This window comes from Streptomyces mexicanus, from assembly GCF_902506575.1.
In the GTDB taxonomy this organism is placed as follows: domain Bacteria; phylum Actinomycetota; class Actinomycetes; order Streptomycetales; family Streptomycetaceae; genus Streptomyces; species Streptomyces mexicanus.
The window spans coordinates 1,176,017-1,198,829 of sequence record NZ_LR732544.1; the positions used below are offsets into that span (position 1 = coordinate 1,176,017).

General features: G+C 71.6%; 21 protein-coding genes. 3 read left to right on the forward strand and 18 right to left on the reverse strand.

The genetic code is table 11. From position 1 onward, the window contains the following. Positions 1 to 238: 238 nt before the first annotated feature. Positions 239 to 1,501, reverse strand: a complete 1,263-nt coding sequence (gene hisS, locus GV126_RS05345; RefSeq protein WP_159663145.1) for a histidine--tRNA ligase — start codon at positions 1,499 to 1,501, stop codon at positions 239 to 241. A gap of 11 nt (positions 1,502 to 1,512) precedes the next feature. Then, positions 1,513 to 2,220: an MBL fold metallo-hydrolase gene (locus GV126_RS05350; protein ID WP_159663146.1), complete on the reverse strand. Its 708-nt coding sequence runs from the start codon at positions 2,218 to 2,220 to the stop codon at positions 1,513 to 1,515. A gap of 168 nt (positions 2,221 to 2,388) precedes the next feature. On the opposite strand from GV126_RS05350, the gene GV126_RS05355 reads away from it, so the two are divergent. Both GV126_RS05355 and GV126_RS05360 read left to right on the forward strand, forming a co-directional pair. Further along, entirely contained in the window at positions 2,389 to 3,213 is an 825-nt protein-coding gene (locus tag GV126_RS05355; RefSeq protein ID WP_159663147.1) for a peptidylprolyl isomerase, read from the forward strand. A 138-nt stretch (positions 3,214 to 3,351) separates the two neighbouring features. Then, on the forward strand, positions 3,352 to 4,581 hold the full coding sequence (locus GV126_RS05360; protein WP_159663148.1) for a DUF349 domain-containing protein: 1,230 nt from the start codon (positions 3,352 to 3,354) through the stop codon (positions 4,579 to 4,581). A 112-nt stretch (positions 4,582 to 4,693) separates the two neighbouring features. Here the strand turns inward: GV126_RS05360 and relA are convergent, their stop codons facing one another. The 16 genes from relA to pgsA all read right to left on the reverse strand — a co-directional run bounded on the left by relA (position 4,694) and on the right by pgsA (position 20,334). Continuing rightward, the gene (relA, locus tag GV126_RS05365) at positions 4,694 to 7,207 is read right to left on the reverse strand and encodes a GTP pyrophosphokinase (RefSeq protein ID WP_028423038.1); all 2,514 of its coding nucleotides are present in this window, start codon (positions 7,205 to 7,207) and stop codon (positions 4,694 to 4,696) included. 194 nt (positions 7,208 to 7,401) lie between these two features. Next, positions 7,402 to 7,941 carry an adenine phosphoribosyltransferase gene (locus GV126_RS05370; RefSeq protein ID WP_159673342.1) on the reverse strand — a complete coding sequence of 180 codons (540 nt, stop codon included), beginning with the start codon at positions 7,939 to 7,941 and terminating at the stop codon, positions 7,402 to 7,404. Positions 7,942 to 7,967: 26 nt separating this feature from the next. Next, a complete protein-coding gene (gene secF, locus GV126_RS05375; RefSeq protein ID WP_159663149.1) occupies positions 7,968 to 9,086 on the reverse strand; it encodes a protein translocase subunit SecF in 1,119 nt (372 codons plus the stop codon). Between the two features lies 1 nt (position 9,087). Further along, the gene (gene secD / locus GV126_RS05380; RefSeq protein WP_159663150.1) at positions 9,088 to 10,890 is read right to left on the reverse strand and encodes a protein translocase subunit SecD; all 1,803 of its coding nucleotides are present in this window, start codon (positions 10,888 to 10,890) and stop codon (positions 9,088 to 9,090) included. Positions 10,891 to 11,021: 131 nt separating this feature from the next. Further along, on the reverse strand, positions 11,022 to 11,513 hold the full coding sequence (gene yajC, locus GV126_RS05385; RefSeq protein WP_268977396.1) for a preprotein translocase subunit YajC: 492 nt from the start codon (positions 11,511 to 11,513) through the stop codon (positions 11,022 to 11,024). A gap of 166 nt (positions 11,514 to 11,679) precedes the next feature. After that, positions 11,680 to 12,750, reverse strand: a complete 1,071-nt coding sequence (ruvB, locus tag GV126_RS05390) for a Holliday junction branch migration DNA helicase RuvB (RefSeq protein WP_159663151.1) — start codon at positions 12,748 to 12,750, stop codon at positions 11,680 to 11,682. 25 nt (positions 12,751 to 12,775) lie between these two features. Beyond that, positions 12,776 to 13,381: a Holliday junction branch migration protein RuvA gene (gene ruvA, locus GV126_RS05395; RefSeq protein WP_159663152.1), complete on the reverse strand. Its 606-nt coding sequence runs from the start codon at positions 13,379 to 13,381 to the stop codon at positions 12,776 to 12,778. Further along, positions 13,378 to 13,917, reverse strand: coding sequence for a crossover junction endodeoxyribonuclease RuvC (gene ruvC, locus GV126_RS05400; protein WP_159663154.1), 540 nt, complete (start codon positions 13,915 to 13,917; stop codon positions 13,378 to 13,380). The genes ruvA and ruvC overlap by 4 nt, the downstream gene beginning before the upstream one ends. A 114-nt stretch (positions 13,918 to 14,031) precedes the next feature. Then, a complete protein-coding gene (locus tag GV126_RS05405; protein ID WP_028423030.1) occupies positions 14,032 to 14,784 on the reverse strand; it encodes a YebC/PmpR family DNA-binding transcriptional regulator in 753 nt (250 codons plus the stop codon). A 49-nt stretch (positions 14,785 to 14,833) separates the two neighbouring features. After that, entirely contained in the window at positions 14,834 to 15,445 is a 612-nt protein-coding gene (gene pdxT, locus GV126_RS05410; protein WP_159663156.1) for a pyridoxal 5'-phosphate synthase glutaminase subunit PdxT, read from the reverse strand. Between the two features lie 7 nt (positions 15,446 to 15,452). Continuing rightward, positions 15,453 to 16,367, reverse strand: coding sequence for a pyridoxal 5'-phosphate synthase lyase subunit PdxS (pdxS, locus tag GV126_RS05415; protein WP_028423028.1), 915 nt, complete (start codon positions 16,365 to 16,367; stop codon positions 15,453 to 15,455). 143 nt (positions 16,368 to 16,510) lie between these two features. After that, complete coding sequence (locus GV126_RS05420; RefSeq protein ID WP_159663158.1) at positions 16,511 to 16,798, reverse strand: hypothetical protein; 288 nt, start codon at positions 16,796 to 16,798, stop codon at positions 16,511 to 16,513. Positions 16,799 to 16,865: 67 nt separating this feature from the next. Continuing rightward, complete coding sequence (locus tag GV126_RS05425; protein WP_159663160.1) at positions 16,866 to 17,405, reverse strand: LemA family protein; 540 nt, start codon at positions 17,403 to 17,405, stop codon at positions 16,866 to 16,868. A gap of 123 nt (positions 17,406 to 17,528) precedes the next feature. Continuing rightward, a complete protein-coding gene (locus GV126_RS05430) occupies positions 17,529 to 18,692 on the reverse strand; it encodes a glycosyltransferase family 4 protein (protein ID WP_159663162.1) in 1,164 nt (387 codons plus the stop codon). After that, entirely contained in the window at positions 18,689 to 19,606 is a 918-nt protein-coding gene (locus tag GV126_RS05435) for a phosphatidylinositol mannoside acyltransferase (RefSeq protein ID WP_159663164.1), read from the reverse strand. The genes GV126_RS05430 and GV126_RS05435 overlap by 4 nt, the downstream gene beginning before the upstream one ends. Further along, positions 19,603 to 20,334 carry a phosphatidylinositol phosphate synthase gene (pgsA, locus tag GV126_RS05440; protein ID WP_037753585.1) on the reverse strand — a complete coding sequence of 244 codons (732 nt, stop codon included), beginning with the start codon at positions 20,332 to 20,334 and terminating at the stop codon, positions 19,603 to 19,605. Before pgsA ends, GV126_RS05435 begins: the two co-directional genes overlap by 4 nt. A gap of 228 nt (positions 20,335 to 20,562) precedes the next feature. On the opposite strand from pgsA, the gene GV126_RS05445 reads away from it, so the two are divergent. Then, complete coding sequence (locus GV126_RS05445; protein WP_159663166.1) at positions 20,563 to 22,761, forward strand: elongation factor G-like protein EF-G2; 2,199 nt, start codon at positions 20,563 to 20,565, stop codon at positions 22,759 to 22,761. Positions 22,762 to 22,813 lie beyond the last annotated feature (52 nt).

Genomic DNA, 22,813 nt, shown 5'->3' on the forward strand with positions numbered 1-22,813 from the left:
CATTGTGCCGCACGCGCGCGCGGGTGCACCGTTCGATCGTCATAAGGACGTACGCGCAGCGGGCGCCGGGCGCTCGGTTCCGGACAGCGTTCGCACCAGGACAGCGGACGGACGGTGTGGGGCGGACCGGGCCGCGCGGCCGTCAAGCCGGTACGCGGCCGACCAGCCCATGGGGTGATCCACGGGCCGGGGCGGGGGCCGGGCGCTGCACGCCGCACGGCCCCGCCCCGGCACCGCCTCAGCCCAGCCTCGACTCCAGCTCGGCCACGATCTCGTTGACGCCGATGGCCACCTGCTCGCCGGACTCCATGTCCTTGAGCTGGACGACGCCGTCGGCCAGGTCGCGCTCGCCGGCGACCAGGGTGTAGCGGGCGCCGCTGCGGTTGGCGTTCTTCATGGCGCCCTTGAGGCCCTTGTGGCCGTAGGAGAAGTCCGCCGCGATACCGACCTTGCGCAGTTCGGTGACCTTGGCGAACAGCACCCGGCGCGCCTCCTCGCCGAGCGGGACGGCGAACACGCTGGTGGTGGCGGGCAGTTCGAGTTCGACGCCCTCCGCCTGCAGGGCCAGCACGGTGCGGTCCACGCCCAGGGCCCAGCCCACCGAGGGCAGCGCGGGGCCGCCGATCATCTCCGACAGCCCGTCGTAGCGGCCGCCGCCGCCCACCGCGGACTGCGAGCCGAGGCCGTCGTGGACGAACTCGAAGGTGGTGCGGGTGTAGTAGTCCAGGCCCCGCACCAGCTTGGGGTCGTCCTCGAAGGAGACGCCGGCCGCGGTGATCAGCTCGCGGACCTCCTCGTGGTACGCCTTGCAGGCGTCGCACAGGTAGTCACGCAGCAGCGGGGCGCCGGTCAGCTGCTTCTGGACCGACTCGCGCTTGTCGTCGAGGACCCGCAGCGGGTTGATCTCGATCCGGCGGCGGGTGTCGTCGTCCAGGTCCAGGCCGCGCAGGAAGTCCTGCAGGGCGGACCGGTAGACCGGACGGCACTCCTTGTCGCCCAGGCTGTTGAGCAGGATGCGGAAGGTGCGCAGGCCCAGCGAGCGGTACGCCTGGTCGGCGAGGATGATCAGCTCGGCGTCCAGCGCCGGGTCCTCCGCGCCGATCGCCTCGGCGCCGACCTGGGAGAAGTGGCGGTAGCGGCCCTTCTGCGGGCGCTCGTAGCGGTAGTACGAGCCGGAGTACCACAGCTTGACCGGCAGGTTGCCCGCCTTGTGGAGGTTGGCCTCCAGGGCGGCGCGCAGCACGGAGGCGGTGCCCTCGGGGCGCAGCGCCAGCTTGTCGCCGCCCTTGGTCTCGAAGGCGTACATCTCCTTGGTCACGATGTCGGTGGACTCACCGACACCGCGCGCGAACAGCTCGACGTTCTCGAAGCCGGGCGTCTCGATGTAGCCGTAGCCGGAGTTGCGCAGCGGGGCGGCGATCGCCTCGCGGACCGCGAGGTACTGGGCGGAGTCCGGCGGGATCAGGTCGTACGTGCCCTTGGGGGCCTTGAAGGTGCTCACGAAGCCTCTCGTCACATTCCTCGTCGGGGAGCCTCCTGGGCTCCCGGGCCGGCGGCCACCTGCCGCAGATAGGGATTGGTGGCGCGCTCCTGGCCGATGGTCGTCTGGGGGCCGTGGCCGGACAGCACCACGGTGGAGTCGTCGAGCGGCAGGCACACACGGGCCAGCGAGTCGAGCATGTCCTCCATGGAGCCACCCGGCAGGTCGGTGCGTCCGATGGAGCCGGCGAAGAGCAGATCCCCGGAGAAGAAGACCGACGGGACGTCCGCGGCCTCGGGCATCTGGAAGGTCACCGACCCCTTGGTATGGCCAGGGGCGTGCGCGACGGCGAACTCCAGCCCCGCCAGCTGGAGCTTCGTGCCGTCGGCCAGTTCCCTGACGTCGTCCGGCTCCCCCACGGTCAGCTCGCCCATCAGCGGCATCCCGATGGACCGGCCGATGCCCTTCTCGGGGTCGCTCATCATGTAGCGGTCGGCCGGATGGATCCAGGCCGGCACGTCGTGCGCGCCGCACACGGGGACGACCGAGGCCACGTGGTCGATGTGGCCGTGGGTGAGGACGACGGCGACGGGCTTGAGCCGATGCTTCTCGAGTGCTTCCTCGACGCCGTCGGCGGCCTGGTGGCCGGGGTCGATGATCACGCACTCCTCACCGGCGGCGGGGGCGACGAGATAGCAGTTCGTCCCCCAGGCACCGGCAGGGAACCCGGCAATGAGCACGTTCGTCCTTCGTTCGTGTCGATCAGGGCCTGTTCGCTGTGGTCCGAGCCTACCGGCGCTGCCGGATCCTCAGCGAACCCATATACGGTACGGGGCACACGCAGGCGGTGGGCTCATCGGACGCACGAGCCGCCGGTCGGCACACGAGACGCATGAGGAGAGAACCCGGTGGTCAGCCAGGAGCAGCGGCGGCGTCAGCTCGCCCGGGAGAAGTTCTTGCGGCAGCAGCAGCGGCGCACCGCCGCACGGCGCAGGGCCCGCGTGCGCAACTCGGTGATCGCGTCGGTGCTCGGCGTGGTCGTCATCGGCAGTGCGGCGCTGTACACGACCGGGGTCCTGAAGAACGACCAGGACGACAAGGCCAACGCGAGCGCGGAGGTCACCCCGAGCGCGTCGGCCACCAGCAAGGCGCCGGATCCGTGCGCGAAGCCGGCCGCCGGCTCGGTGAAGAAGCTGAGCTGGAAGAAGGAGCCGGCGATGACGATCGACACCTCGGCGCAGTACACGCTGAAGCTGGCGACGACGTGCGGCGAGATAGACGTGGCGATGAAGGCGAAGGCCGCGCCGCACACGGTGAATTCCTTCGACTTCCTGGCCGGCAAGGGCTACTTCGACCACAGCAAGTGCCACCGGCTGACCACGAACGGCATCTACGTGCTGCAGTGCGGCGACCCGACGGGCACCGGCACCGGCGGACCCGGCTACACGATCCCGGACGAGAATCTGAAGGACAAGAGCCTGAAGGGCAACGTGTATCCGGCGGGCACCGTGGCGATGGCGAACACCGGGCAGAAGCACAGCGGCGGCAGCCAGTTCTTCCTCGTCTACCAGGACAGTCCGCTGCCGCCCAGCTACACGCCGTTCGGTACGGTCTCCGAGGCCGGGATGAAGGTGCTCAAGAAGATCGCCGCCGCGGGTGAGAGCACCGGAGCCGGTGACGGGGCGCCCAACGCGACCGTCGTGATCGACAAGGCCACGGTCGTGAAATCCTGACCGTCAACTGCGTAATTTCGGTCGCGCTGGATGCGGACAGGCAACCCGCCGGTCGCCTATGTTGGCCGTGACGAAACTGTGGACGATGCCCGGGGGAGCTTCGAGGCGCCCTCGCGGGCATCATGTGGAGGAGGCGCTGTGAGCAGCGACCCGTGGGGCCGCGTCGACGAGACGGGGACCGTGTACGTGCGGACGGCCGACGGCGAGAAGGTCGTCGGTTCCTGGCAGGCCGGCTCCCCCGAGGAGGCGCTGGCCTACTTCGAGCGCAAGTACGAGGGCCTGGTGGTCGAGATCGGCCTCCTCGAGAAGCGAGTACGCACCACCGATCTGTCGGCGAAGGACGCGCAGGCCGCCATCGACCATCTGCGCGAGCAGGTGGACGCCCACCACGCGGTCGGTGACCTGGACGCGCTGCGGGCCCGTCTGGACAAGCTGGTCGAGACCGTCGAGGCGCGGCGCGAGGAGCGCCGCGCGCAGCGCGCCCGGCAGGCGGACGAGGCCCGGCACGCCAAGGAGGCCCTGGTCGCCGAGGCGGAGGAGCTGGCCCGCTCCGACCAGTGGCGCGCGGCCGGCGAGCGGCTGCGGGCGCTGGTGGACACCTGGAAGGGGCTGCCGCGCCTGGACCGCAAGTCCGACGACGAGCTGTGGCACCGCTTCTCGCACGCGCGCTCGGCGTTCTCCAAGCGGCGCAAGGCGCACTTCGCTCAGCTGGACGCGCAGCGCGAGGAGGCCCGCAAGACCAAGGAGCGGCTGGTCGCCGAGGCCGAGGCGCTGTCGGACTCGACGGACTGGGGTCCCACGGCGGCCCGTTACCGCGAGCTGATGGCGGAGTGGAAGGCCGCGGGCCGCGCCCAGCGGGAGCACGAGGACGACCTGTGGAACCGGTTCCGCGGCGCCCAGGACGTCTTCTTCGCCGCCCGCGGCGCGGTGTTCGCCGAGCGGGACGCGGAGCAGGCGGAGAACCTGAAGCTGAAGGAGGAGCTGGCCGAGGAGGCCGAGAAGCTGCTGCCGATCACGGATCTGAAGGCCGCGCGGGCCGCCTTCCGCTCGCTCAACGAGCGCTGGGAGGCCATCGGTCATGTGCCGCGGGACGCCCGTCCCCGGGTCGAGGGCCGGATGCACGCGGTCGAGCGGGCGCTTCAGGAGGCCGAGGAGGCCGAGTGGCGCCGGACGAATCCGGAGGCACGCGCGCGTGCCGAGGGTCTGACGGGCCAGCTGCAGGCCGCCGTGGACAAGCTCAAGGGCCAGATCGAGCAGGCGCGGGCGCAGGGCAACACCGCCAAGGCGGAGAAGCTGGAGAAGGAGCTTCAGGGCCGTCAGGCGCTGCTGGACCAGGCGCTGAAGGGCCTGCAGGAGTTCGGCGGCTGAGCGCCGCCGGCCGGATGCGGCCAGAGGGCCCCGTACGGTGCGTACGGGGCCCTCTCGCCGTGTGCGGTGCCTTCTGTCGCCGTCCCGCGGAACTCCGGCGATCGGGCGCGGATCAGGCCCGGGTGCGGGCCGACGTCACCCGGTACACGTCGTAGACGCCCTCCACGCCGCGAACCGCGCGCAGGACGTGGCCCAGGTGCTTGGGGTCGCCCATCTCGAAGGTGAAGCGGGAGGTGGCGACGCGGTCGCGGGAGGTCTGGACGGCCGCGGAGAGGATGTTGACGTGCTGGTCGGACAGCACGCGCGTGACGTCCGACAGCAGCCGGGAGCGGTCCAGCGCCTCGACCTGGATGGCGACCAGGAACACCGAGGACTGGGTGGGCGCCCACTCGACGTCCAGGATCCGCTCCGGCTCCCTCGACAGCGACTCGACGTTGACGCAGTCGCTGCGGTGCACCGAGACGCCGCTGCCCCGGGTGACGAAGCCGATGATCGGGTCGCCGGGCACGGGCGTGCAGCAGCGGGCCAGTTTCACCCACACGTCCTCGACGCCCTTGACGACGACGCCCGGGTCGGCGCTGGCGCGGCGCTTGCGGCCACGCCCGCGCGCGGGCGGCATGGACTCGTCGATCTCCTCGGTGGCGGCCTCCTCGCCGCCGAGGGCCTGGACGAGCTTCTGCACGATGTTCTGCGCCGAGACGTGGCCCTCACCGATCGCCGCGTACAGCGCGGAGATGTCCGAGTAGCGCATCTCGTGCGCGAGGGTGACCAGGGAGTCGCCGGTCAGGATGCGCTGGATCGGCAGGTTCTGCTTGCGCATGGCGCGGACGATGGCGTCCTTGCCCTGCTCGATGGCCTCGTCGCGGCGCTCCTTGGAGAACCAGGCGCGGATCTTGTTGCGGGCGCGCGGCGACTTGACGAAGCCGAGCCAGTCGCGGGAGGGGCCGGCGCCGGTGGCCTTGGAGGTGAAGACCTCCACCAGGTCGCCGTTGTCCAGGGTGGACTCCAGCGGCACCAGGCGGCCGTTGACACGGGCCCCTATGGTGCGGTGGCCGACCTCGGTGTGGACGGCGTAGGCGAAGTCGACGGGGGTGGCGCCGGCCGGGAGCGCTATGACGTCGCCCTTGGGCGTGAAGACGAAGACCTCGTTGCGGGAGAGGTCGAAGCGCAGCGACTCCAGGAACTCGCTGGGGTCCTCGGTCTCCTTCTGCCAGTCCAGCAGCTGCCTGAGCCACGCCATGTCGTTGATGGCGTCCTTGTCCTTCGCCGACGTCTTCGGCGCGTCGGTGCGCACCTTGGAGGCGCCGGCGACGGCCTCCTGCTTGTACTTCCAGTGCGCGGCGATGCCGTACTCGGCGCGGCGGTGCATGTCGAAGGTGCGGATCTGCAGCTCGACCGGCTTGCCGTTGGGGCCGATGACCGTCGTGTGCAGCGACTGGTACATGTTGAACTTCGGCATCGCGATGTAGTCCTTGAACCGGCCGGGGACCGGGTTCCATCGCGCGTGCACGGTGCCGAGGGCGGCGTAGCAGTCGCGGACCGTGTCGACCAGGACACGGATGCCCACCAGGTCGTAGATCTCCGCGAAGTCACGGCCGCGGACGATCATCTTCTGGTAGACGCTGTAGTAGTGCTTGGGGCGGCCGGTGACGGTCGCCTTGATACGGGCGGCGCGCAGGTCCTGCTGGACCTCGTCGGTGACGATCGCCAGGTACTCGTCGCGCTTGGGGGCGCGCTCGGCGACCAGGCGGACGATCTCGTCGTACATCTTGGGGTAGAGGATCGCGAAGGCGAGGTCCTCCAGCTCCCACTTGATGGTGTTCATGCCCAGGCGGTGGGCGAGCGGCGCGTAGATCTCCAGGGTCTCGCGCGCCTTCTTCTCCTGCTTCTCGCGCTTGAGGTAGCGCATGGTGCGCATGTTGTGCAGGCGGTCGGCGAGCTTGATGACCAGGACGCGGGGGTCCTTGGCCATGGCGACGACCATCTTGCGCACGGTCTCGGCCTGGGCGGCCTCGCCGAACTTGACCTTGTCCAGCTTGGTGACGCCGTCCACGAGCAGGGCGACGGTGTCGCCGAAGTCGCGGCGCAGCTGGTCCAGGCCGTACTCGGTGTCCTCGACGGTGTCGTGCAGCAGGCCGGCCATGAGGGTGGCCGGGTCCATGCCCAGCTCGGCGAGGATGGTGGTCACCGCGAGCGGGTGCGTGATGTACGGGTCGCCGCTCTTGCGCTTCTGGCCGCGGTGCCAGCGCTCGGCGACCTGGTAGGCGCGCTCGATCTGGCGCAGTGTGGACGTCTCGATCTTCGGGTCGTTGCTGCGCACTATCCGCAGCAGCGGCTCCAGGACCGGGTTGTAGGGGTTGGCGCGCTGCACGCCGAGGCGGGCCAGGCGGGCGCGGACGCGGTTGGAGGAGCCGGAGCGGGCGGGCTGGCCGGAGGCGGCGCGCACGGGCGGGGCCGGCTTGGGACGGGCGGCTTCCGCGGTCTTCTCCACGGGTGCGGACGGGGCGCGCTCGACCGTCCCGCGGGCGTCGTTCTTGGCCTTCGACGCGTTCGGCGCGGGTTTCGCCGCGGATGCCGAGGCGGACTCGGGCTTGGCGGCGGTCAGTGGCTGGGCCTCGTCTGGCAAGAGGGCTCCTCGTGCGTGATCCGGGTCCCCCGGTCAGGCTCCGGAGCACCCATGGTAGCGATCCTGGGCTCCAGGATCGCCTCCAGCCCGTCAACAGGGCGTTCACTGGTGGAAACGCAGAAGACGGGCGCCGGATTCCTCCGGGCCCGTCTTCGGGGGTGGGTGAGGTGTCGGACCGGTGTGCCGGGCACCTCTCAGACCTGCAGCAGCGCCTCCAGCGGGGCACCGTCCAGGGCGGGTGCCAGGCGGGTGCGGCCGGCGAGGAAGCCCAGTTCCATGAGCACCGCGACACCGGCGACCTGTGCGCCGGCCCGGCGGATGAGCTGCAGGGACGCCTCGGCGGTGCCGCCGGTGGCCAGGACGTCGTCGACGACCAGGATGCGGTCGGCGGCGGTCAGGTCCTCGGCGTGCACCTCGATCTCCGCCGAGCCGTACTCCAGGTCGTAGGCCTGGCGCAGGGTGGCTCCGGGGAGCTTGCCCGCCTTGCGGACGGGGACGAAGCCGAGTCCGGCGCGGACGGCGACCGGGGCGCCGAGGATGAAGCCGCGGGCCTCCAGGCCGACGATCTTCGTGGCGCCCGTGCGCCGGGCGATCTCCGCCAGCGCGTCGGTCAGGGCGGTGAACGCCGCCGGGTCCGCCAGGAGCGGGGTGATGTCCTTGAACACCACGCCCTGCTCCGGGTAGTCCTCCACGTCCCGGATGCGGCTGAGCAGCAGTTCCTTGAGGTCGGTCATCGTGTCCTTGAGGTCGGTCATCGCGGTCACCGGCGCTTGCCGGAGGGCCGGCCGCGGCCTCGGTTGCGGGAGGCGGGCTGGTTGCGCGGGCCCACCACCGCGGGGGCGGCGTCCTCGGGCTCGTCGTCCACCGCGGGGGCGGCGTCCTCGGCGTCCTCGGGCGTGCCCTGGGAGGCCGCCTGGGCCCGCTTGGCCAGCACCCGCTTGCGCAGGGCCTTCATCTGCGGCTCGCGCTCCTTGAGGTCGGCGACGAGCGGGGTGGCGATGAAGATCGAGGAGTAGGCGCCGGCCGCGAGGCCGACGAACAGCGACAGCGAGATGTCGTTGAGCATGCCCGCGCCGAGCACGCCACCGCCGATGAACAGCAGGCCCGCCACCGGCAGCAGCGCGACCACGGTGGTGTTGATGGAGCGCATCAGCGTGCCGTTGATCGACTGGTTGGCGATGTCGCTGTAGGTCCAGCGGGTCTGCTTGGTGATGCCCTTCGTCTGCTCCTTGAGGCTGTCGAAGACGACGACCGTGTCGTAGAGCGAGTAACCGAGGATCGTCAGCAGACCGATCACCGTGCCCGGGGTGACCTCGAAACCGACGAGGGCGTAGATGCCGGTGGTGATGGTGATGTCGTGGATCAGGGCGACCAGTGCGGCCAGCGCCATGCGCCACTCGAAGGCGATCGCCAGGTAGATCACGACGAGGATCATGAAGATCCCCAGGCCCTCCCAGGCCTTGTTGGCGATCTGCTCGCCCCAGCTGGGGCCGACGAGGTCGGCGTTGATCTGCTCGGGGTCGACCTTGAGGTCCTTGGAGAGCGCGTCCTTGATCTGGTCGGACTTGCCGGTGTCGATGCCGGCGATCTGGATGCGCAGGCTGCCGTCACCGAGCTTCTGCACGATCGCGTCGTGGTCGGAGGCCTCCTCGGCGTAGGTCTCGGCCTGCGCGACGGAGGCGCTCATGTGCTTCGGCGTGGTGAAGACCGCTCCGCCCTGGAACTCGATGCCCATGTTCAGGCCGCGCACCGCCAGGCCGAGGATGGCCGTGATGGTGATCAGGATGGAGATGCCGTACCAGATCTTGCGGTTCTTGACGAAGTCGTAGCCGACCTCGCCACGGTGCAGTCGGGCGCCGAGCGTGCCGAGTTTGGACATCTCACGCCTCCTTCGTCTCGACGGGGCCGGCGGCAGGACCGGAGGGACGGCGGGTGCGGCGCAGCGGCGGCTTGGCGCCCAGGGCCTTGGGATCCAGGCCGGACCACTTGTGGCCGTTCGCGAAGAACTTCCTGCGGGCCAGGATCGTCATCAGCGGCTTGGTGAACAGGAAGACCACGACCACGTCGAGCACGGTGGTCAGGCCGAGGGTGAACGCGAAGCCCTGCACCTTGCCGACGGTGACGATGAAGAGCACCGCGGCGGCCAGGAACGACACGAAGTCGGAGACCAGGATGGTGCGCCGGGCCCGCGGCCAGGCGCGCTCCACGGCCGGCCGGAGGCTGCGGCCCTCCCGGATCTCGTCCCGGATGCGCTCGAAGAACACGATGAAGGAGTCCGCGGTGATACCGATGGCGACGATCGCGCCGCACACGGCCGGCAGGTTCAGCGCGAAGCCGATGGCCGGGCCGAGCAGCGCCATGATCGTGTAGGTGAGGATCGCGGAGACCAGCAGCGAGGGGATGGCGATGACCGACAGGCCGCGGTAGAAGACCAGCAGGTAGATGACGACCAGGGCGAGGCCGATGGCACCGGCGATCAGGCCCGCGTGCAGCTGGTCGCCGCCGAGCGCGGCGGTCACGGTGGTGACGCTGTCCTCCTTGAAGGTCAGCGGCAGCGCGCCGTAGGAGAGCATGTTGGCCAGGCTCTGCGCCTCCTCCTGGGAGAAGCGGCCGGTGATCTCCGCGTTGCCGCCGGTCAGCGCCTGGCTGACGTACGGGTCGGAGACGACGTTGCCGTCCAGGACGATGGCGAACTGGTTCTGCGGCGACTGGTTCTGCGCCAGCTTGCCGGTGATGTCGGCGAACTTCTTGGCGCCCTTGGAGGTGAACTCCATGGTGACGGTCCAGCCTGCGGCGGTCTGGGTGTTGAAGACGGCCTGGGCCTTCTTCACGTCCGTGCCGTCCACGCCGGCCGGGCCGAGGAGGTACTTCTGCCACTGGCCCTGGGAGTTCTGGCCGCAGGCCACGGTCGGGTCGGTGGGCTTGACGCCCTTGCCGGCGGTGGCGCGCACGTCCTTTTTGGTGCAGTCGAGCGCGGCGTACTGGGCCTGGAGCTTGGCCGTGGCGTCACCGCCGGAGCCGCTGCTCGCCGACGGGGAAGGGCTGGCGGAGGTCTTCGGGGAGGAGGACGCCGTGCTTCCCGCCGAGGGGGTGGCGTCGGCCTTCAGGCCGTCGGTGACGGCGCGGCCCTGCGGGGACGCGGTCGCCGAGGGGGTCGCGGAGCCGGTGGAGGTGGCCTTCTCACCCGTCTTGTCCCCGGCCTTGTCACCCGTGCCGCCGGAGGCGCCGGCCGAGGGGCTGGAGGACGTGCTCGGCGAGGGGCTGGCGGCGGCACCGGAGACCTCGGTGGCGAGGACCGGGCGGAAGTACAGCTTCGCGGTGGTGCCGACCTGTTCCCGGGCCTGCTTGGAGTTCGTGCCCTTGGGGATGTTGACGATGATGTTGTCGTTGCCCTGGGTCTGGACCTCGGCCTCCGAGACACCGAGGCCGTTGACCCGGCGCTCCATGATGCTGACGGCCGTGTCCATGTTGGCCTTGTTGATCGCGGACTCCTGGCCGCGCTCGGGGACCGCCCGCAGTGTGATGCTCGTACCGCCGGCCAGGTCGATGCCGAGACGCGGAGTGGTGTTGCCGGAGGCGAACATGCCTCCGGTGAGCGCCACGATGGCGATCAGGATCAGGGCCAGCGAGCGCCATGGCTTGCTCTGGGCGCCCGCGCTCCGGCCCTTCTTAGGTGCTGCCACCTTCTCGTACTCCCTCTCGGGCCGCTGGGCGCCGGGTGGGCCCGGGGGCGGCCATGGCATGGTGTCGCGATCCCGCGCGAAGTACACACGTCCCAGGGCGCGCGGGCCGTGCCGCGCGCCCTGGAGGGGGACTACTTCGCCTCGGTGTCGCCGTCGGTCTTCTTCGGCTCTGCGTCCGTCTTCGCCTCGGCGGGGGCGTCGGCCGGCTCCTCGGCCGCGTCCTTCTTGCCGAGGTCCACGGGCTTGTCGTCGGAAGCGTCGGCGGCGGGCTCGTCGGTCTCGGTGAGGGAGGAGGCGTCGTCGGGCACGAGGTCGGCGTCGGACTTCAGGTCGTGCTCGACGCCGTGGACGATGCGGTTGTACTCGTCGTCGGACAGGACGGTCGCGATGGCGTTCTTGGCGAACAGCAGTTCCACGCCGGGGCCGGCGTCCAGGAGGACCGTGTCGTCGTTGACCTCCTTGACCGTCGCGTACATGCCGCCGATGGTGCGGATACCGCTTCCTGGCTGCATCTGGTTGCGCATCTGGGCGGCCTGCTGCTGCTTGCGCTTGGCCGACCGGGTCATCAGGAACATGGCCCCGATGAGCACAATGAACGGGAGGAGGGTCACGAGGCTATTCACGGGACGAATTTTCCTTCGCACGACCGCGACGGTGAGCGGCCTGGTGTGGATGGGGGTGGTCGCACCGCCTGGAAAGGCGGCATCGGCGGAGTCTAAGCGAGTCCGCGCGCAGGGAACAACGCTCAGCATGGCACCTGGGTTCCTCCCCGTGCCAATGCCGACGCCCTCACGTCCCGAACAGGTCCTGTTGTCCGTTTCCCGCAGCTGATGAGCGGGGCGGGGTGAGGCCGAGATGCGCCCAGGCCGCCGGCGTGGCGACACGCCCGCGTGGCGTACGGGCGAGGAGCCCCTCGCGGACGAGGAAGGGTTCGGCGACCTCTTCCACTGTCTCACGCTCCTCCCCCACCGCGACGGCGAGCGTGGACAGGCCCACCGGTCCGCCGCCGAACAGCTTCAGCAGTGCCTGGAGGACGGCCCGGTCGAGCCGGTCCAGGCCGCGCGTGTCGACCTCGTAGACGGCGAGCGCGGCGGCGGCGACCTCCCGGGTGATGACGCCGTCGGCCTTGACCTGCGCGTAGTCGCGGACGCGGCGCAGCAGGCGGTTGGCGATGCGGGGCGTCCCGCGGGAGCGGCCGGCGATCTCCGCGGCGCCGTCCGGCTCGATCCGGACGTCCAGCAGATGCGCCGAACGGTGGACGACCCGCTCCAGCTCGTGCGGCTCGTAGAACTCCATGTGCGCGGTGAAGCCGAAGCGGTCGCGCAGCGGCGGCGGCAGCAGACCCGCCCGGGTGGTGGCGCCCACCAGGGTGAACGGCGGCAGTTCCAGCGGGATCGCGGTGGCGCCGGGGCCCTTGCCGACGACGACGTCGACGCGGAAGTCCTCCATCGCCATGTAGAGCATCTCCTCGGCGGGCCGCGACATGCGGTGGATCTCGTCGAGGAAGAGGACTTCGCCCTCCTGCAGCGAGGACAGGATCGCCGCGAGGTCGCCGGCGTGCTGGATGGCGGGGCCGGAGGTGATGCGGATGGGGGCGCCCATCTCGGCGGCGATGATCATGGACAGGGTGGTCTTGCCGAGGCCCGGGGCGCCGGAGAGCAGCACGTGGTCGGCCGTGGCGCCGCGCGCGCGGGCGGCGCGCAGCACCAGGTCGAGCTGTTCGCGGACCTTCTCCTGGCCGATGAACTCGCCCAGCTCCTTGGGGCGCAGGGCGGCCTCGACGGCCTGGTCCTCACGGTCGGCGGACGCACCGACCAGCCGCTCGGGGGCGGGGGTGTCGGTCGTGTCGTCCCAGTTCATGTGGAGTGCCTCGATCGTCGTGGGGTCAGCGGGCGCGGTTCAGGGTCTGCAGGGCCGCCTTGAGCAACTGCCCGACCTGCGGGGTGGAGCCGGCGGCCTCGGCCTGCGGGGCCACCGCCGCGACCGCCTCGTCGGCCTCCCGGGTGGCGTAGCCGAGGCCGATCAGCGCGGCGTGCAACTGGTCGCGCCAGCCCTGGGTGACCGGGGTCCCGACGGCGGGCGCGCCGACGGGCTCGCCGAGCCGGTCCTTCAGCTCCAGCAGGAGCTTTTGCGCGCCCTTCTTGCCGATGCCGGGCACGGCGGTCAGGGCCTTCTCGTCGCCGCTCGCCACGGCCCGGCGCAGGGCGTCGGGCGTGTGCACGGCGAGCATCGCCTGGGCCAGGCGCGGGCCGACGCCGTTGGCGGTCTGCAGCAGCTCGAAGACCTGGCGTTCGTCGTCGTCGGCGAAGCCGTACAGGGTCAGGGAGTCCTCGCGGACGACGAGGGAGGTGTGCAGCCGGGCGGGCTGCCCGATCCGCAGCGTGGACAGCGTGTTCGGCGTGCACTGCACGGCCATGCCGACACCGCCGACCTCCACCACCGCGGCGTCGGGGGCGAGCGCGGCGATCGTGCCGCTGACGAAGGCGATCATGCCGTACGGCCTTTCGTTGCGTGGGAGGTGTGCCGGGCGACGGCCTGCTGGAGCCGGCTCTGCGCGGGGGCGCGCCGGATGTGGCAGACGGCGAGCGCGAGGGCGTCGGCGGCGTCGGCGGGCTTCGGTGGCGCGCTCAGCCGCAGCAGGCGGGTGACCATGGCGCCGACCTGCGCCTTGTCGGCGCGCCCGCTGCCGGTGACGGCGGCCTTGACCTCGCTGGGGGTGTGCAGGGCGACCGGCAGGCCGCGCCGGGCGGCGCACAGCATGGCCACGGCGCTGGCCTGGGCGGTGCCCATGACGGTGCGCACGTTGTGCTGGCTGAAGACGCGCTCGACGGCGACGCACTCGGGGCGGTGCTCGTCCAGCCACTGCTCTATGCCCTGCTCGACGGCGAGCAGGCGGTGGCTGAGGTCGGCGTCCACGGGGGTCCGTACGACCCCGACGCCGATCATGGTCAGCGGTCGGCCCGCGACCCCCTCGACGACGCCGACTCCGCACCGGGTCAGTCCGGGGTCCACACCCAGTACCCGCACGCGCCCCTCCCTCGGATCACCTCGATCACCTGTTTGTGCAGGCTATCGGGTGACACTGACAAAGCGACGGGCCGACGGGCGTGTCCCGTCGGCCCGTGGGGCGCGTCGCGTGCGTCAGGCGCCGACCTTCTCCATGATCTCGTCGCTGACGTCGAAGTTGGCGAAGACGTTCTGCACGTCGTCGCTGTCCTCCAGCGCGTCGATCAGCTTGAAGATCTTCTTGGCGCCCTCCTCGTCCAGCTCGACCTGGACGGAGGGGACGAAGTTGGCCTCGGCCGACTCGTAGTCGATGCCGGCCTCCTGCAGGGCGGTGCGGACCGCGACCAGGTCGGTCGGCTCGCTGAGGACCTCGAAGGTCTCGCCGAGGTCGTTGACCTCCTCGGCGCCCGCGTCCAGGACGGCGGCCAGGACGTCGTCCTCGCTCAGCTCGCCCTTGGGGACGATCACCACGCCCTTGCGGTTGAACAGGTACGACACCGAGCCCGGGTCGGCCATGGAGCCGCCGTTGCGCGTCATGGCGACGCGGACCTCGGAGGCGGCGCGGTTGCGGTTGTCGGTGAGGCACTCGATGAGCACCGCGACGCCGTTCGGCCCGTAGCCCTCGTACATGATCGTCTCGTAGTCGGCGCCGCCGGCCTCCAGGCCCGCACCGCGCTTGATCGCCGAGTCGATGTTCTTGTTCGGGACCGACTGCTTCTTCGCCTTCTGCACGGCGTCGTACAGCGTCGGGTTGCCGTCCGGGTCGGGGCCGCCCATGCGCGAGGCGACCTCGATGTTCTTGATCAGCTTCGCGAAGAGCTTGCCGCGCTTGGCATCGATGACGGCCTTCTTGTGCTTCGTCGTGGCCCATTTAGAGTGGCCGGACATCTGCCTGTCTCCTTCGCGTAACCCGTCTGCGTACGAACTGCCTGAGATCCTACAAGGACTCCGCTGTCCGGTTGGCGCGCACCATGTCCACGAACAGGGAGTGCACGCGGTGGTCGCCGGTCAGTTCCGGGTGGAACGACGTGGCCAGCGCGTTGCCCTGGCGGACGGCGACGATGTGGCCGTCGTGCTCGGCGAGCACCTCGGCCCCGGCGCCGACGGACTCCACCCAGGGGGCGCGGATGAAGACGCCCTCCACAGGATCGCCCGCGATGCCCTTGACGTCGACCGCGGCCTCGAAGGACTCGTTCTGCCGCCCGAAGGCGTTGCGCCGCACGATCATGTCGATGCCGCCGATCGTCTCCTGGCCCGAGCGCGGGTCGAGGATCTTGTCGGCGAGCATGATCATGCCGGCGCAGGTGCCGTAGACGGGCATGCCGCCACGCACCCGCGCGCGAAGGGGGTCCATCACTCCGAAGAGGACGGCCAGCTTGGAGATGGTGGTGGACTCGCCGCCGGGGACGATGAGGCCGTCGACCTCGGCGAGTTCCTCGGGGCGCCGCACCGGCCTGGCCACGGCGTCGGCCGCGGCCAGGGCGATGAGGTGCTCCCGTACGTCGCCCTGGAGGGCCAGGACGCCGATGACAGGGGCTTCGTTGGACATGAGGTGATTACCAGCCGCGGTTGGCGTAGCGCTCGGACTCGGGAAGGACGTCGCAGTTGATGCCGACCATGGCCTCGCCGAGGTTGCGGGAGGCATCCGCGATGATCTTCGGGTCGTCGTAGAAGGTGGTGGCCTTCACGATGGCGGCGGCGCGCTTGGCCGGGTCGCCGGACTTGAAGATGCCGGAGCCGACGAAGACGCCCTCGGCGCCGAGCTGGCGCATCAGGGCGGCGTCGGCCGGGGTGGCCACGCCGCCGGCGGAGAAGAGCACCACGGGGAGCTTGCCCAGCTCGGCGACCTCCTTGACCAGCTCGTACGGGGCGCGCAGCTCCTTGGCGGCGGCGTACAGCTCGTGGTTGTCCAGGCCGCGCAGGCGGGCGATGTCGCCCTTGATCTGGCGCAGGTGGCGGACGGCCTCGACGACGTTGCCGGTGCCGGCCTCGCCCTTGGAGCGGATCATCGCCGCGCCCTCGGCGATGCGGCGCAGGGCCTCGCCGAGGTTGGTGGCGCCGCACACGAAGGGGGTGGTGAAGGCCCACTTGTCGGAGTGGTTGACCTCGTCGGCCGGGGTGAGGACCTCGGACTCGTCGATGTAGTCCACGCCGAGGGACTGCAGCACCTGCGCCTCGACGAAGTGGCCGATGCGGGACTTGGCCATGACCGGGATGGAGACGGCGTCGATGATGCCCTCAATCATGTCCGGGTCGGACATGCGCGCCACGCCGCCGTCCTTGCGGATGTCGGCCGGGACCCGCTCCAGGGCCATGACGGCGACGGCGCCCGCGTCCTCGGCGATCTTCGCCTGCTCCGGCGTGACGACGTCCATGATGACGCCGCCCTTGAGCTGCTCGGCCATGCCGCGCTTCACCCGCGCGGTGCCGGTCTCGGGGGTCGGGGCGGAGTCGGGAATCGTGGTGGACACGGGTGACCTCACTCGGTGAAAAGCGGAAGTGGTGCGCCACAGAGCAAACGGGATTGGACCAGTCCACAACAAGGGCCAATGGCGATCCGGTGGATCCTTTTGTCGAACCGAGGGTCGGTTCGGGGCGTGGCGCGCACGACCGGCTACCGGTCTCCTGCCTCCTGAACGGGCCTGGTCAGCGCGGTGCGCGCGGTGCGCGGCGCGTCGGCGGAGATCAGCAGTCGGCGGGCGGTGAGGGTGGAGCCGTCGCGCAGCCGCGGCTCGACCGGCTCGCGCAGGGCCACCGCGAGGTCCGCGGCCCCGGCGACGGTGCACAGCACGTCCCCGCCGCGGCCCGGCACCGTCCCCACGACGACGGCCGCGAAGAGGAGGGCCGGGGCGATCCGGGCGGCCGTCCACAGTAGGCGGAAGGGCTGCCGGGCGGGCCTCACGGCGTCCCCGCGACGGGACAGGACGCCGCCGGTCAGGCTGTGACCGGAACCGATCGGTGGCCTGGCCTCAGGTCCGGTCCACCAGGGCCTGCGGTGGTTCGTCGTCCATTTCGAAGGACAGCGGGAACGGGGCGTGGCCGGCCAGGCGGAACCAGCGGACCTTGCGGTGCTCGCGGAGCCTGCGGGCCGCGCCCACCGCGTCGTTGTGGAAGCGGCGGGCCATCGGCACCCGGCGCACCGCCTCGGACAGCTCGCGGGCGGCCTCCTCGCCACCGGGCGCCCCGCGGACCTCCTCCACCTGCCGGGGGTCGGCGAACACCGCGCGCAACGCCTGGCTCAGCTCGCTCTCGGCGACCTCCCGCTGGTCCTCCTCGGCCTGCCGGGCGGCGTGCGCGGCCTCGTAGAGCACGATCGAGGCCGCCGGGTCGAGCACCCCGGAGGTGGCCAGTTCCTGGGCCACCGAGGCGCGGCGCAGCAGCTGCGCGTCGAGCGCGGCCCGTGCGGCGTCGATCCGGGCGTGCAGCCGGTCCAGCCGGCCCGCGGTCCAGCTCAGGTACAGGCCGATGACGACGAGCGCGACGAGGATCCAGATGAGCGTTGCGGTCACGGGCGGCAAGGCTACCGGGGCGTCGCGCGGGCCCGGCCGGGTGTGCGGTCAGCCGGACGCCGCGCAGCACCGGTCAGGGCCCTGACGTGCGGGGCGGGGCGGCCCGGAAGCACATGCGAGACCTCAGTCCCGCACCAGCCCCAGCCGGGCCCGCAGGCCCGTCGTCCGGTCGTCCGCCGCGACCGCGGCCGCGCCGGCCGTGACCGTCTCGTACACCGACAGGATGTCCGCGCCGACCGTGGCCCAGTCGAAGCGCCGTACGTGCGCGCTGCCGCGCTCGCGCAGCTCGGCCCGGCGGGCCGGGTCCGCGAGCAGCCGTACGGCGGCGTCGGCGAGGGCGTCGGCGTCCTCGTTCGCGAACAGCTCCCCCGCCTTGCCCTGGTCCAGCACCTGGACGAAGGCGTCGAGGTCGGAGGCGAGCACGGGGGCGCCGGCGGACATCGCCTCGACCAGGATGATGCCGAAGCTCTCCCCGCCGGTGTTGGGGGCCACGTACAGGTCGATGCTGCGCAGGAAGCGCGCCTTGTCCTCGTCGCTGATCATGCCGAGGAACTCCACGCGCGAGCGCACCTCCGCGGGCAGCGACGCCACCGCCTCCTCCTCGTCGCCGCGCCCCGCGACCAGCAGCCGGGCGCCGGGGCGGGCGGCGAGGATCTTCGGCAGGGCCCGCATCAGCACGGGCAGGCCCTTGCGGGGCTCGTCGATGCGGCCTATGAAGCCGATCGTCTCCCCCTGCCACTCGGGGCGGGGTTCGGCGCGGGCGAAGAAGTCCACGTCGACGCCGTTGGGGATGACCACCGCGTCCCCGCCCAGGTGCTCGACCAGGGTGCGCCGGGCGTACTCGCTGACCGCGATGCGGGCGCTGATCTTCTCCAGGGCGGCCTGCAGGATGGAGTAGGCGGCGATCATGGCCCGTGAGCGCGGGTTGGAGGTGTGGAAGGTGGCGACGATGGGGCCCTGGGCGGCCCAGCAGGTCAGCAGGCCCAGCGACGGCGAGGTCGGCTCGTGGATGTGGATGACGTCGAAGCGGCCCTCGTGCAGCCACCGCCTGACCCGGGCCGCGGAGAGGAAACCGAAGTTCAGGCGGGCCACCGAGCCGTTGTAGGGCACCGGCACCGCGCGCCCGGCCGAGACGACGTACGGCGGCAGCGGGGTGTCGTCGTCGGCGGGGGCCAGCACGGACACCTCGTGGCCCAGGCCGATGAAGTACTCGGCCAGGTCGCGGATGTGGAACTGGACGCCGCCGGGCACGTCCCAGGAGTACGGGCAGACGATGCCGATCCTCACGGTCGCTCCCCGTCGGCGGGTCGGGGTTCCAGGTCGGCGAGCCACAGCCGCTGCAGCATGTGCCAGTCCTCCGGGTGGTCGGCGATTCCCGAGGCGAAGGCGTCGGCCAGCGCCTGTGTCATGACAGACGTCTTCTCGGCCCGCGTACCTGACTCGGGTACCTCGATCGGGGGATGCACGCGGCCCTTCATGACGGGCGTCTCGTCGTACCAGAGAGTGACGGGGAGCAGCAGGGCGCCGGTGTGCTGGGCGAGCAGGGCGGGGCCCGCGGGCATGCGGGCCGCCTCGCCGAAGAACGACACCTCCACGCCGGAGGCGGACAGGTCGCGGTCGGCGACCAGGCAGACCAGGCCGCCGTCGCGCAGCCGCCGGGCCAGCGTGCCGAACGCGGAGCCGCCGCTGTGCGGCAGGACCTCCATGCCCAGGCCCTCGCGGTAGGCGACGAAGCGGTCGTAGAGCGTCTCGGGCTTCAGGCGCTCGGCGACGGTGGTGAACGGCGTCTTCAGCTCGGTGGTGACCCAGGCGCCGGCCAGGTCCCAGTTGGCCAGGTGCGGCAGGGCGAGGACGACGCCCCGGCCGGCGGCCAGGCCGTCGGTGAGGTGGTGCACGTCCTTGGGCGCGAAGCCGGCGCGGATGCGCTCGGGGCTCCAGGCGGGCAGCCGGAACGACTCCATCCAGTAGCGCAGGTAGGAGCGCATGCCCGCGCGGGACAGCTCCGCCAGGCGCGCGGGGCTCGCGTCGGGCACCACGCGCGCGTAGTTGCGCTCCAGCCGCTCGACGCCCTTGCCGCGCTGCTTCCAGGCGAGGTCCGCGATGCTGCGGCCGAGTCGCACGGCGACCGGCTCGGGCAGCTTCTTGACCGTGCTCCAGCCCAGGCCGTACAGGGTGTCGCTCAGGCGCTCGGGCAGGCTCATGTCGCCGCTCCGCTCCCCTGCTCCTCCTGGCGGGCGGCCGCCGCCTCGGCCTCGGCCGACTCCCTGCGGACGGTGACGACGCGCTGGATCAGCGTGACCAGGCTGCCGGCGGCGACGATCCACAGCGCGATCGGCAGCAGGTACTGGATGCCGGGCACGCCGAACTTGTGCAGGCCCGCGAAACCGGCCGCGACCAGGGAGATCACCAGGCGCTCGGCGCGCTCGACGAGGCCGTTGACGGCGACCGGCAGGCCGATCGACTCCCCGCGCGCCTTGGTGTACGACACCACCTGGCCGCTGGCCAGGCAGAAGATCGACACCGCGCACAGCAGGTTGTCGTCGCCGCGTCCGGCGTACCACAGGGCGAAGCCGCCGAAGATGGCGCCGTCGGCCACCCGGTCCAGGGTGGAGTCCAGGAAGGCGCCCCAGCGGCTGGAGCGGCCCAGCTGGCGGGCCATGTTGCCGTCGACGAGGTCGGAGAACACGAACAGCGTGATCACGACCGTGCCCCAGAAGAACTCCCCGCGGGGGTAGAAGACCAGCGCGCCCGCGACGACTCCGGCGGTCCCGATGAGCGTGACCGTGTCGGGGCTCACGCCCCGGCGGATCAAAAACGCGGCGAACGGTGTGAGGACACGCGTGAAGAATGCACGCGCGTACTTGTTCAGCATGGCCTTCCCGAGGGTCGGTGTCGCCGCACGGCCCCTGCTGGCCGCCGGCTGGCCCATCGTAGCCACGCGCGCGCGTGCGTGACGTCCGGGAGTCCACAGGGGCCCCGGGGCCGCCGCCGCGCGGCCCGTGAGCGCAGGTGGGGAACGGGTTCGGGTCGTTCGTATGGACGCAGCGTGACGGGAGTGGAAAGCTCGAAGGACCGCGGGCGTCGCAGGAGCCGCCAGTGCACGCGGTGCCGCGTGTCCGCGCCCACAGTGACCTCACCGTCAACGGGAGGCAGGATCATGGGCGACAAGGCGCACACACACCCCGGAGCCGCCGGCAGGGCAGTGGCGGCCGATCAACCCGCGTCCATTCGGAATGTGGTGCTGGTCGGCCACTCCGGAGCGGGCAAGACGACTCTGGTGGAGGCTCTCGCGCTGACGGCGGGAGCACTGAACCGGGCCGGCCGCGTCGAGGACGGCGGCTGCGTCTCGGACTACGACGACATCGAGCACCGGCAGCAGCGCTCGGTGCAGCTGTCCGTGGTGCCCGTCACCTGGGACGGCATCAAGATCAACCTGCTGGACACGCCCGGCTACGCGGACTTCGTCGGGGAACTGCGGGCCGGACTGCGCGCGGCGGACGCCGCCCTGTTCGTCGTCTCCGCCGCCGACGGCGTGGACGGCTCGACCCGCATGGTGTGGGAGGAGTGCGCGGCCGTCGGCATGCCCCGGGCCATCGTGGTCACCCACCTGGAGGCCGCCCGGGCGGACTTCGAGGAGATGACCCGGGTGTGCGCCGAGGCGTTCGGCGCGGAGGACCCCGACGCGGTGCGGCCGCTGTCCCTGCCGCTGCACGGGCCCGAGGGCCCCGACGGGCACGCGCCGGTGACCGGCCTGGTCGGGCTGCTGACGCAGAAGCTGTTCGACTACTCGACCGGGGAGCGCAAGGAGTCCGAGCCGGGCGAGGACCAGCTGCCGCGGATGGACGAGGCCCGCAACCGCCTCATCGAGGGGATCATCTCCGAGAGTGAGGACGAGACCCTCATGGACCGCTACCTCGGCGGCGAGCGGGTCGACGTCGAAACCCTGATCAAGGACCTGGAACGGGCCGTGGCCCGCGCGGCGTTCTTCCCCGTGCTGCCCGCCGCGCCCGCGGCCGAGGGCGCCCGGCAGGGGCTGGGCACCGTGGAGGTGCTGGAGCTGATCACCCGGGGCTTCCCGACGCCGCTGGAGCGCGAGGCGCCCACCGTGACCACCCTCGACGGCACACCGCGCGAGCTGAAGCCGTGCGACCCGGACGGGCCGCTGGTCGCCGAGGTCGTCAAGACCGCCTCCGACCCCTACGTCGGCCGCGTCTCCCTGGTCCGTGTCTTCTCCGGCACCCTGCGCCCGGACGAGACGGTGCACGTCTCCGGGCACGGCCTGGCCGACCGGGGCCACGAGGACCACGACGTCGACGAACGCGTCGGCGCCCTGTCGATGCCGTTCGGCAAGCAGCAGCGCCCGGTGCCGCAGGCCGTCGCGGGCGACCTGGTGTCCGTGGCCAAGCTGAACCGCGCCGAGACCGGCGACACGCTCTCCGCCAAGGACGAGCCGCTGCTGATGGCGCCGTGGGAGATGCCCGACCCGCTGCTGCCGCTGGCCATCCAGGCGCACAGCAAGGCCGACGAGGACAAGCTGTCCCAGGGCCTGGCCCGGCTGGTGGCGGAGGACCCCACGATGCGCCTGGAGCAGAACCAGGACACCCACCAGGTGGTGCTGTGGTGCCTGGGCGAGGCGCACGCCGACGTCGCCCTGGAGCGGCTGCGCACCCGCTACGGCGTCCAGGTCGACGTCGTACCGCACCGGGTCTCGCTGCGGGAGACGTTCGCGACCAAGGCCGCCGGGCGCGGTCGGCACGTCAAGCAGTCCGGCGGGCACGGGCAGGACGCCATCTGCGAGATCGAGGTGGAGCCGCTGCCGGGCGGATCGGGCATCGAGTTCGTCGACAAGGTCGTCGGCGGCGCCGTGCCCCGGCAGTTCATCCCGTCCGTGGAGAAGGGCGTACGGGCCCAGGCCGCCAAGGGCGTGGCCGCCGGATACCCGCTGGTCGACGTGCGGGTGACGCTGCTGGACGGCAAGGCGCACTCGGTGGACTCCTCCGACGCCGCCTTCCAGACGGCGGCCGCGCTGGCGCTGCGGGAGGCCGCGGCGGACGCGAAGATCCATCTGCTGGAGCCGGTGGCCGAGGTGAGCGTCCTGGTCGGCGACGACTACGTGGGCGCCGTGATGAGCGACCTGTCCGGGCGGCGCGGCCGGGTGCTGGGCACCGAGCAGGTCGCGGGCGGGCGCACGCTGGTGCGGGCCGAGGTACCGGAGATCGAGATCAGCCGGTACGCGGTCGACCTGCGCTCCCTGTCGCACGGCACGGCCCGCTTCGACCGCCGCTACGCCGGGCACGAGCCGATGCCGCCGCAGGTGGCCGAGCGGGTACGCCAACAGGAGCGCGCGGCCTCGTAGTCGACGCGCCCCGCGCACAACAGGGCGCGGGCACACAGCAGCGGAACGCTTC